At 69.8% G+C, this 10,293-nt stretch carries 9 protein-coding genes; 6 read left to right on the top strand and 3 right to left on the bottom strand.

What is annotated here, in order from left to right:
- Positions 1-474: 474 nt before the first annotated feature.
- The gene (locus ACYVAQ_RS08145) at positions 475-942 is read right to left on the bottom strand and encodes an Lrp/AsnC family transcriptional regulator (RefSeq protein WP_460788091.1); all 468 of its coding nucleotides are present in this window, start codon (positions 940-942) and stop codon (positions 475-477) included.
- Positions 943-1,097: 155 nt separating this feature from the next.
- On the opposite strand from ACYVAQ_RS08145, the gene ACYVAQ_RS08140 reads away from it, so the two are divergent.
- The 6 genes from ACYVAQ_RS08140 to ACYVAQ_RS08115 all read left to right on the top strand — a co-directional run bounded on the left by ACYVAQ_RS08140 (position 1,098) and on the right by ACYVAQ_RS08115 (position 7,609).
- Positions 1,098-2,282: a polyamine ABC transporter substrate-binding protein gene (locus ACYVAQ_RS08140; RefSeq protein WP_460788088.1), complete on the top strand. Its 1,185-nt coding sequence runs from the start codon at positions 1,098-1,100 to the stop codon at positions 2,280-2,282.
- Complete coding sequence (locus ACYVAQ_RS08135) at positions 2,266-3,408, top strand: ABC transporter ATP-binding protein (protein ID WP_460788086.1); 1,143 nt, start codon at positions 2,266-2,268, stop codon at positions 3,406-3,408. The genes ACYVAQ_RS08140 and ACYVAQ_RS08135 overlap by 17 nt, the downstream gene beginning before the upstream one ends.
- Positions 3,408-4,253 (top strand): ABC transporter permease, encoded by an 846-nt coding sequence (locus ACYVAQ_RS08130; protein ID WP_460788083.1) that lies wholly within the window; start codon positions 3,408-3,410, stop codon positions 4,251-4,253. The genes ACYVAQ_RS08135 and ACYVAQ_RS08130 overlap by 1 nt, the downstream gene beginning before the upstream one ends.
- Positions 4,250-5,077 carry an ABC transporter permease gene (locus tag ACYVAQ_RS08125; RefSeq protein ID WP_460788082.1) on the top strand — a complete coding sequence of 276 codons (828 nt, stop codon included), beginning with the start codon at positions 4,250-4,252 and terminating at the stop codon, positions 5,075-5,077. Before ACYVAQ_RS08130 ends, ACYVAQ_RS08125 begins: the two co-directional genes overlap by 4 nt.
- Positions 5,078-5,090: 13 nt before the next feature.
- Positions 5,091-6,533, top strand: a complete 1,443-nt coding sequence (locus ACYVAQ_RS08120) for an aminobutyraldehyde dehydrogenase (protein WP_460788079.1) — start codon at positions 5,091-5,093, stop codon at positions 6,531-6,533.
- 242 nt (positions 6,534-6,775) lie between these two features.
- The gene (locus tag ACYVAQ_RS08115; protein ID WP_460788076.1) at positions 6,776-7,609 is read left to right on the top strand and encodes an SDR family oxidoreductase; all 834 of its coding nucleotides are present in this window, start codon (positions 6,776-6,778) and stop codon (positions 7,607-7,609) included.
- Between the two features lie 6 nt (positions 7,610-7,615).
- Here ACYVAQ_RS08115 and ACYVAQ_RS08110 read toward each other — a convergent pair whose 3' ends face one another.
- Positions 7,616-9,199 (bottom strand): FAD-binding oxidoreductase, encoded by a 1,584-nt coding sequence (locus ACYVAQ_RS08110; RefSeq protein WP_460788073.1) that lies wholly within the window; start codon positions 9,197-9,199, stop codon positions 7,616-7,618.
- Positions 9,196-10,080: a CHAD domain-containing protein gene (locus tag ACYVAQ_RS08105; protein WP_460788072.1), complete on the bottom strand. Its 885-nt coding sequence runs from the start codon at positions 10,078-10,080 to the stop codon at positions 9,196-9,198. Before ACYVAQ_RS08105 ends, ACYVAQ_RS08110 begins: the two co-directional genes overlap by 4 nt.
- Positions 10,081-10,293 lie beyond the last annotated feature (213 nt).

Genomic DNA, 10,293 nt, shown 5'->3' with positions numbered 1-10,293 from the left:
TGCGCGCCAGTCCGAAGACGGCACCGAGGCTATGAGCCAGACACCGGGTGATCAGGATCCAACCACCGCCGGAGCGGTGCCATCACCCTGACACTGAGCCGAGGCTAGCGAGTCCCGGGGGGTCTAGACCTGTCGCGGGGCAGTCCGCCTGTTACCTGCCCGCGAAAACTTTACCTTTGGAAGGTCACGAAAAGGTGACGGGAGGACGCACGTCTGGCAAGATTCTTCTTGCCGCCGCAAGTGACCCGAGACGCTTGCGGCGGCTCTAGTTTTTCGGTCGCGAGGCCGAGCGTGTCGCCGCCGATCGGCGCCTTGCCTCACGTGCGTCACGCGCCTCCTCCGTCGCTGGCGCTCCCTCCGTCGCCCCGCACCGCAGGCTCGGCAACCGGCGCCGGCGGCGCAACGCTGCCGGCCTCGCTCCCTGTGCGGCCTCGCTCCCTGTGCCGACCTCGCCCCCTCGGGGTGCCTCGTCCCTCAGCGGACTCCCCACGAGTAGGTCTGCTTGCGCAGCCCGAGGTACATGAACGTCTCCGTCGTGGCGACGCCCTCGATGGAGCGGATGCCGCTCGAGACCACGTCCAGCAGGTGCTCGTCGGACTCCACGACCACCTCGACCAGGACGTCGAAGTTGCCGGCCGTGATGACGACGTAGTCGACCTCCTCGAGCTGGGCGATCTTGTCGGCGACCGGGGTGACCGGCCCGTTGACCTTGACGCCGACCATGGCCTGCCGGGCGAAGCCGAGCTCCATCGGGTCGGTGACCGCGACGATCTGCATCACGCCGGTGTCGACCAGGCGCTGCACCCGCTGGCGGACCGCGGCCTCGGAGAGCCCGACGACCTTCCCGATCGCCGCGTAGGAGCGGCGGCCGTCCTGCTGCAGCTGCTCGATGATCGCCTTGGAGACGCTGTCGAGGACGGTCGTGGAGCGTACGTCGGACATGGGCGCGATGTTGTCACGTTTCGGGTTCGTCGTTCAACAGATGCTGAAATGACGAAATCCGTTGCGATCGTGTTTCGTGACAACGGAATCCCTTGCGAATCGGCCAGATGGGTGGAAGAGTCCGCCCTGCCCATCATGTGACGGAGGGAACACGCATGTCCATCGAGCAACCGCCCCGGCGCGCGCCGCTGTCGCGCCGGAACGTGCTCAAGGGGGTCGGCGCAGGAGCGTTCGCGGCCGCGAGTCTCGGCGTGCTGCCGCTGTTCTCGACCCCCGACCGCAAGCAGAACCCGGCGACCTGCACGACCGCCGACCTCTCGGCCTCCGAGCGCGAGCTGGTCGTGTCGAACTGGCCGCTGTACATCGACCCGAACAACAAGAAGGGCACGTCGACGCGGCAGCTCTTCGAGAAGAAGTACGGCATCACGGTCGACTACACCGCCGACGTCAACGACAACAACGAGTTCTTCGCGAAGGTCAACAACCAGCTCGGCTCCTGCCAGACGACCAAGCGCGACCTGTTCGTGCTGACCGACTGGATGGCCGCCCGGATGATCAAGATGGGCTGGATCCAGAAGCTCGACCCGGCGAAGGTGCCGAACCTGCACGCCAACCTGATCGACTCCCTGCACGTCGACTGGGACCCGAACCGGGAGTACTCGGCTCCCTGGCAGAGCGGACTCACCGGGATCGCCTACAACAAGAAGTACCTGCCCGGGGGCGTCAAGTCGTTCAAGGAGCTGCTCACGAACCCGAAGTACAAGGGCAAGATGACGCTGCTGAGCGAGCTGCGCGACACGATGGGCCTGATCATGCTCACCGAGGGCATCGACCCCGCGAAGTTCACCGACGCCCAGTGGGGCCAGGCGATGGGCGTGCTCGAGAAGGTCACCCAGGACGGCCAGGTACGCCGCTACACCGGCAACGACTACGTCGCCGACCTGTCCAGCGGCAACGTGCTGGCGTGCGAGGCGTGGTCCGGCGACATCGCGAACGCCGGCGACGACAACCTGGTCTTCGTCCAGCCCGAGGAGGGCGTGATGATCTGGGCGGACAACATGCTGATCCCGAACCTGGCGACCCACAAGGAGAACGCCGAGGACTGGATCAACTTCTACTACGACCCGGTCGTCGCGGCGACGCTCGCCGACTTCAACTTCTACATCTGTCCGGTCAAGGGTGCGCAGCAGGCGATGGAGAAGATCGATCCGAGCGCCGTGCACAACGAGCTGATCTTCCCGACGGAGAAGACGCTCGCCGTCAGCCACACCTTCATGGCACTGGACGAGTTCCAGATCCGCGAGTACCAAGGAGCATTCTCTGATGTCACAGGCGTCTGACGTCACCACCAGCGGCTCGCGCAGCCTGCGGATCTCGCAGCTGACCAAGGAGTTCGCCACCTTCACCGCGGTGAAGTCACTCGACCTCGAGGTGCCGGGCGGCACCTTCTTCGCCCTGCTCGGCCCGTCCGGCTGCGGCAAGACCACCACGCTGCGGATGGTCGCCGGCCTGGAGACGCCCACCTCGGGATCCATCCAGGTCGGCGACACCGACATCACCTACCTCAAGCCGTACAAGCGGCCGGTGAACACGGTCTTCCAGAGCTACGCGCTGTTCCCGCACCTCGACATCTACGAGAACGTCGCGTTCGGCCTGCGCCGGCAGAAGAAGTCCGACGTCGCGCAGCAGGTCGAGCACATGCTCGACCTGGTCGAGCTCACCTCGCAGGCGCGCAAGAAGCCGCCGCAGCTCTCCGGAGGTCAGCAGCAGCGCGTCGCGCTCGCCCGCGCGCTGATCAACCGGCCTGACGTGCTGCTGCTCGACGAGCCGCTCGGCGCCCTCGACCTCAAGCTGCGTCGTGCCATGCAGCTGGAGATCAAGCGGATCCAGACCGAGGTCGGGCTGACCTTCGTGCACGTCACGCACGACCAGGAGGAGGCCATGACCATGGCCGACACCATCGCGGTCATGAACGCGGGCGTCATCGAGCAGATGGGATCGCCCGCCGAGCTCTACGAGAACCCGCGCACCACGTTCGTGGCGAACTTCCTCGGCCAGTCGAACCTGATCGAGGCCGAGGTGCAGGGCCGCGACGGCGACAGCGTCGTCGTCGACATGCACGGCATCAAGGCGTCGATCCCGGCCGACCGCGCGCACGCCGACTCCGGCCGCGGCTGGGTCGGCATCCGCCCGGAGAAGGTCCTCATCGCCCCCGAGGGCGAGACGATCGACGCCCCCGGCAACCACCTGCCCGGTGCCGTCGTCACCGACGTCAGCTTCATCGGCGTCTCGACGCAGTACCAGGTGAAGATGCCGTGGGGCCAGGAGATCATCGCCTTCGAGCAGAACACCGGCGCCCGCGGCCTCATCGCCCCCGGCACCAAGGTCGACGTCTCGTGGCGACCCGAGTTCGCGTTCCTGCTCGACGCGAGCCAGGACGTGAACGCGGGCATCGAGGAGGACTGATGGCCTCCCAGCGCCGGGTCACCGGCTACCTGCTGATGCTGCCGGGCGCGATCTGGCTCGGCCTGTTCTTCGTGGTCCCGTTCTACTCGCTGATCGCCGCCAGCCTGTACGACCCGAAGGGGTCGGTGCTCAGCGGCTACCACGTGACCTACCACTTCGGGAACTTCGCCGACGCGTTCTCGGCGTACCACGCCGAGCTCTTCCGGTCGCTCCTGTACGCCGCCGTGGCCAGCCTGATCTGCCTGGTCGTCGGCTACGTGCTGGCGTACGCGATCGCCTTCAAGGCGGGCCGGTGGCGCGCGCTGCTGCTGGTGCTGGTGATCGCGCCGTTCTTCACCAGCTTCCTGCTGCGCACGCTGTCGTGGAAGCTGATCCTGGCCGACAACGGCTTCGTGGTGAGCACGCTGCGCCACCTGCACGTCCTCGGTGCGGACGGGCGGCTGCTCAACACCTCGTTCGCCGTGATCGCGGGGATCGTCTACAACTTCCTGCCGTTCATGGTGCTGCCGCTCTACGCCAGCCTGGAGAAGATCGACGGCCGGCTGGTCGAGGCCGCGAGCGACCTCTACGCCTCCCCGGTGAAGGCCTTCTTCAAGGTGACGTGGCCGCTCTCCATGCCCGGCGTCGTGGCCGGCACCCTGCTGACGTTCATCCCGGCGGCCGGCGACTACATCAACGCCCAGCTGCTCGGCAGCCCGCAGCAGCGGATGGTCGGCCAGACCATCCAGAGCCTGTTCAGCACCGACTACGCCAAGGCCGGTGCGCTCTCGGTGATGCTCATGGCGATCATCGTGGTCCTGGTGATGGTCTACATCCGCAAGGCGGGGACGGAGGAGCTCCTGTGAACCCCATCGCGAAGGTCTGGCGCTGGATCGCCGACCACCTGGTGCTGGTCCTGGGACTGCTCGTCCTGGTCTACATGTTCGTGCCGATCGCGGTCGTGGTGCTGATGAGCTTCAACGACCCCGGCAAGTCCAAGAACGTCTACGAGTTCAAGGGCTTCACCTGGAACAACTGGGCGCACATGTGCCAGCCGGAGGGCATGTGCCACGCGGTCGGGATCAGCGTCCTGATCGGCCTGGCGTCGACGATCGTCGCCACGGCGATCGGCACGATGGCCGCCTTCGGCCTGGTCCGGCACCAGTTCGCGGGGCGCTCCGTGGCCAACACGGTGATCTTCCTGCCGATGGCCTCGCCCGAGATCGTGATGGGCTCCTCGCTGCTCGCGCTGTTCCTCTCGGCGAGCCGCTGGGGACCGCCGCTCGGCTTCTGGACGATCCTCATCGCCCACGTGATGTTCTGCCTGTCGTTCGTCATCGTCACGGTGAAGGCGCGACTGGCCGGTCTCGACGAGAACCTCGAGCAGGCGGCGATGGACCTCTACGCGACCGAGTCGCAGACGTTCTGGCGGATCACCTTCCCGCTGGTGCTCCCGGGCATCCTCGGGGCGGCGCTGCTCAGCCTGTCGCTGTCGTTCGACGACTTCATCATCACGAACCTCAACGCCGGCCAGACCGTCACGTTCCCGATGTTCGTCTGGGGTGCCGCGCAACGCGGCGTGCCCATGCAGGTCAACGTCATCGGCACCGCCATGTTCCTGATCTCGATCACGATCGTCCTGGTCGGCGAGATCAACAACCGCCGCCGGGCCCGGGCCCTGGCGCACTGACCCAGAGACAGAGATGCCTGACACCACCTTCCACAACATCGTCGACGGCAAGCCGGTCGACGCGGCCAGCGGGGCGACGTACGACGTGATCGACCCGGCGACGGGCCGGGTCTACGCCACCGCCCCGCTCTCCGACGAGCACGACGTCGACGTGGCGTACGCCGCCGCCGACGCCGCCTTCGAGGCCTGGGCCGACACCACCCCGCGCGAACGCGCCCGCGCCCTGCTCCGGATCGCCGACGCGATCGACGAGCGGGCCGAGGAGATCTGCCGGGTGGAGGTGACCGACACGGGCAAGCCGTTCCAGCTCACGATGGACGAGGAGCTGGGCATCGCGAGCGACCACTTCCGGTTCTTCGCCGGCGCGTCGCGGGTCCTCGAGGGGAAGTCGGCGGGGGAGTACCTCGCCGACCACACCAGCTGGATCCGGCGCGAGCCGATCGGCGTCATCGGCCAGGTGACGCCCTGGAACTACCCGCTGATGATGATGATCTGGAAGATCGCGCCCGCGCTCGCGGCCGGCAACACCCTGGTCCTCAAGCCCAGCGACACCACGCCCGCGTCCTCGACGCTGCTCGCCGAGCTGTGCCAGGAGTTCCTGCCGCCGGGCGTGCTCAACCTGGTGTGCGGCGACCGCGACACGGGCCGTGCGCTCGTGGCGCACCGGACGCCGCAGATGGTGGCCATCACCGGCTCGGTGCGGGCCGGCATGGAGGTCGCGGGCTCCGCGGCCACCGACCTCAAGCGGGTCCACCTCGAGCTCGGCGGGAAGGCGCCGGTGGTGGTCTTCGACGACGCCGACATCGCCGCGGCCGCCGAGGCCATCGCCACGGCCGGCTACTTCAACGCCGGCCAGGACTGCACCGCGGCCACGCGCGTGCTGGTCGGGGCGGGCGTGCACGACGAGTTCGTGGCGGCGCTGACCGAGCAGGCGCGGGCCGCCCGGACCGGTCTTCCCGACGACCCCGACGTCCTCTACGGCGCGCTCAACAACGCCGACCAGCTGGCCCGGGTCGCGGGCATGGTCGACCGGCTGCCGGACCACGCGTCGGTCGCCGCGGGCGGCCGGTTTGCGACGGTCGAGGGTGGCGAGGGCGGCTACTTCTACGAGCCCACCGTGCTGTCCGGCCTGAAGCAGGACGACGAGCAGGTCCAGAACGAGATCTTCGGCCCCGTCATCACCGTCCAGCCGTTCGCCGACGAGGCGCAGGCCCTGTCCTACGCCAACGGCGTCCAGTACGGCCTGTCCTCCTCGGTCTGGACCAAGGACCACGCCCGCGCGATGCGGATGAGCCGCAAGCTCGACTTCGGCGTCGTGTGGATCAACACCCACATCCCCTTCGTCTCCGAGATGCCTCACGGCGGCTTCAAGCACTCGGGCTACGGCAAGGACCTCTCCATGTACGGCCTGGAGGACTACACCCGCATCAAGCACGTGATGAGCTACATCGGGTAGGGCTGCGGAACCCTGGGCGGGTCGCCAAGGGAGGGTCGTCTGGCGGGGAGGGTGTCCGGGGGACTAGCCCCTATGGGTCACCCCGACGCCTTGCGTAGGTCCTGCGCCAGCACCGGGGTGACCCATAGGGGCTCACCCCCCGGCGCACCCTTCCCCGCCAGACGCCCGGACAGAAGCGACCCGCCCAGGGTTCCGCCCTGAGTAGGACGACTTCCGCGCGGGAGCACGCCAGGATGCTCACCATGGCTGAGCTGAGCGGCAAGACGTTCCTGGTGACCGGTGCGAACACGGGCATCGGCAAGGAGACGGTGCGCAACCTCGCCGGGCGGGGTGCGCGGGTGGTGATCGCGGGACGGTCGGAGGAGAAGAACCGGGCCGCCATCCGTGAGATCGCCGAGGACACCGGCAACACCGACCTGGACTGGATCCCGCTCGACCTCGGCGACCTGGCCTCGGTCCGGGCCGCCGCGGCGACCTTCCTGGCCTCCGGCGAGCGGCTCGACGTGCTCATCAACAACGCCGGCCTCGCCGGCAAGCGCGGCATGACCGCGAGCGGCTTCGAGCTGGCCTTCGGCACCAACCACGTCGGGCCGTTCCTGCTCACCGAGCTGCTGCGCGACAGGGTCGCCGAGACCGGGCCGGGGCGCATCGTCAACGTCGCCAGCACCGGTCACTACCGGGCCAAGGGCATCGACTGGGACGCCGTGCGGAAGCCGTCGGTGACGCGGACCGCGTTCGACGAGTACTGCGTCTCCAAGCTGGCCAACGTCCTGCACGCCCAGGAGCTCGGTCGGCGGATGGCGGGCACCGGGGTGACGACGTACTCCCTGCACCCGGGGGCGATCGCGTCCGACGTGTGGCGGGAGGTGCCGCCGGGGCTGCGGCAGGTGATGAAGCTGTTCATGAAGTCGACGGCCGACGGGGCGAAGACCTCGGTCTACTGCGCGACCTCGTCGGACGTCGGCGACGCGACCGGTCGGTACTACGACAACCAGCGCGAGAAGCAGCCCTCGAAGGTGGTCACGCCCGAGCTCGCCGCCGAGCTCTGGGAGCGCAGCGAGGCGTGGGTCGCGTGAGAGGGGTCAGACGATCACGCCGGGGTTGAGGATCCCCGCCGGGTCGAGCGCCTGCTTCGCCGCGGCCAGAGCGGCGGCGAACGGGGCCGGGCGCTGGGCGTCGTACCAGGGGCGGTGGTCGCGGCCGACCGCGTGGTGGTGGGTGATCGTGCCCCCGTTCGCGGCGATCGCGTCCGAGACGGCCGCCTTGATCTCGTCCCACTGCGCGAGCGTGCTGCCCCAGCGGCCCGCCGCGAAGATGCCGTAGTACGGCGCCGGGCCGTCCGGGTAGACGTGCGTGAACCGGCAGGTCACGAGCCCCTGGCCGCCGCACACCTCGGTGATGGCCTGCTGTGCGGCGGCGGTGACCGCCGCGTGGAACGCCGGGAACGTGTCCCAGGTGCAGGCCGTCTCGAAGGTCTCCGCGATCATCGAGCGGCGCGCGAGCGCGTCGCGCTGGTAGGGCATCCGGATGAAGGCCGAGCGCCACGACTGCGACGCGTCGGCCCCCGTCGGCGACGACGCGGAGCGGTCGCGACGGGCCAGGACCGTCCCGCCGTGGTCGGCGACGAGCGCCAGGGCACGGTCGAGCCAGGCGTCGACCGGGTGGTCGGCCGACTCGAAGGCGATGAGCAGCAGCCCGCCCGCGGTCTCCGTGCCGGCGTTCATGAACGCCTCCGCGGGGTCGAGCAGCCGGCAGTTCGAGGGGTGCAGCCCGGACTGGGCGACGGCACGGGTGGCGGCCACCGCGGCGTCGTACGACGCGAAGCCCACGGTGACGGTCTGCTGCCAGACCGGCCGCTGCTGCAGGCGCATCCAGGCCTCGGTGATGACGCCGAGCGATCCCTCCGAGCCGAGGAACATCCGGTCCGGCGACGGTCCGGCCCCGGAGCCGGGCAGCCGGCGGGACTCGCCGATCCCCGCCGGCGACACCACGCGCACCGACTCGGTCAGGTCGTCGATGTGGGTGGCCAGGGTGGCGAAGTGGCCGCCCGCGCGGGTGGCCAGCCAGCCGCCGAGCGTGGAGAACTCGAAGGACTGCGGGAAGTGCCGCAGGGTCAGGCCGTGCGGCCGCAGCTGGTCCTCGAGCGCGGGACCGTAGGCGCCCGCCTGGATCCGGGCGGCCCGGCTGACCGGGTCCACCTCGACCACCTGCGAGAGACGGCCCAGGTCGAGCGAGATCGCCGGTCCGTCGAAGCGCGGCTCCACGCCGCCGACGACCGAGCTGCCGCCGCCGTACGGGACGACCGGGATCTGCGCGCGAGTGCACCAGTCGAGGACGTCGACGACGTCCTGCTCATGACGCGGTCGTACGACGAGGTCGGGCACGTGGGACACGTCGCCGGCCAGGTTGCGGATGACATCGCGGAAGGCCTTGCCGCGCGCGTGCCCGAGCCGGTCGACGACGTCGTCGGAGCAGAGGGCGGCGAGGGTGGCCGGGGGAGCCACCCGAGGAGCGGCCACGCCCAGCGTGCGGGGATCCGGCGGCGCGTGGTCGGTGAGGTCGTGGCCGGGGAGCAGCGCGCCCACGCGAGCGGTGAGCTCGGCGGTCTCGCCGGGGGAGAGCTCGGCGGCGTCGGTGCCCCAGCCCCACCAGGAGCGGTTCGTCACCCGAGCCATCCTGCCGCGACGGCACGCTTCCGCACGCGCTCCCACGCCTCGACGTACGCCGGGACCAGCGACTCCGCCTCGTCCTCGAGCGCGTCGGCCAGGGTGACCAGGCCTGCCGGCTCGGCCGCCCCCAGCTCGCGGACCAGCCGGGCCGCGACGACGAGGTCGTGCTGGTCGCCCAGGACGTCCTGCAGCGCCGTGAGCTCCTTGATCCGCGCGCCCTTCGGCGAACCGTGCGCCTGCGCGGTCGCCTCGAGCAGGTAGCGGGTCCGCTTGGCCGCCTTGCGCACGTCGTGCAGCGCCTCCCAGCGCTCGGAATCGGTCGGCAGCCGGTGCGCGTGCTCGGCGAGGCGGGCCAAACGGCGTACCTCCCGACGCGCGAGGCGCGGCGCCTCCTTGCGCGCCGACCGCTCGGCGCGTGACGTCGTCGGCGGCGTGGCCACCAGGTGGTCGAGCGAGCGCTCCAGTCCCTCCATCGAGGACGGCTGCAGCGCGGCCAGCGCCGCGGCCTCCGCGCGGTCGTGCCGAGCCGCGAGCACGTCGCGCACCAGCACCCGGTCGGCCGGGTCCTCGACGCGCGGCAGCAGCAGCTCGGAGAGCACGTCCAGGTCCCGGGGTACGCCGAGCACGCCGATCAGATCCCGCACGTCCCTGCGCAGCGGCGCCACCGCCTTCTTCTCGTACGCCGGAGCCCCGGCCGACAGCGTGCTGTGGATCCGCCGCAGGGCGACCCGCAGGTCGTGGACGTCCTCGCTGCCGTCCGGGCTGCCGTCGTCGCCGAGCCGCCCGTCGGCGTACCGACGCTCGCTCAGGCGGCGCACCTCGACGACTTGGTGCGCGAGGTAGCCCTGCAAGCAGTCCCCGATCGTGAATCGGCCCACGGGCCCATCCTCCCGTATGCTGACCGAGACGTCCCGCCCTCCGCGTTGCGGCTTGCCGATCCAACTCGTGCGCCTTCGGGGGGACCTGCCACACGATTCGACCCCCCGGCGTGCCCACCCGCACCCGGCGTGCGAGGGTGGCGATGCGGACGACGGTGTCCAACGGACGGGCAGCAATGCACGGGGCCGTCGTGACCTCTATTTCGATGAGGT

The sequence above is a fragment of the Nocardioides maradonensis genome (assembly GCF_054777115.1).
This window is presented reverse-complemented; position numbering and strand designations above follow the sequence as displayed.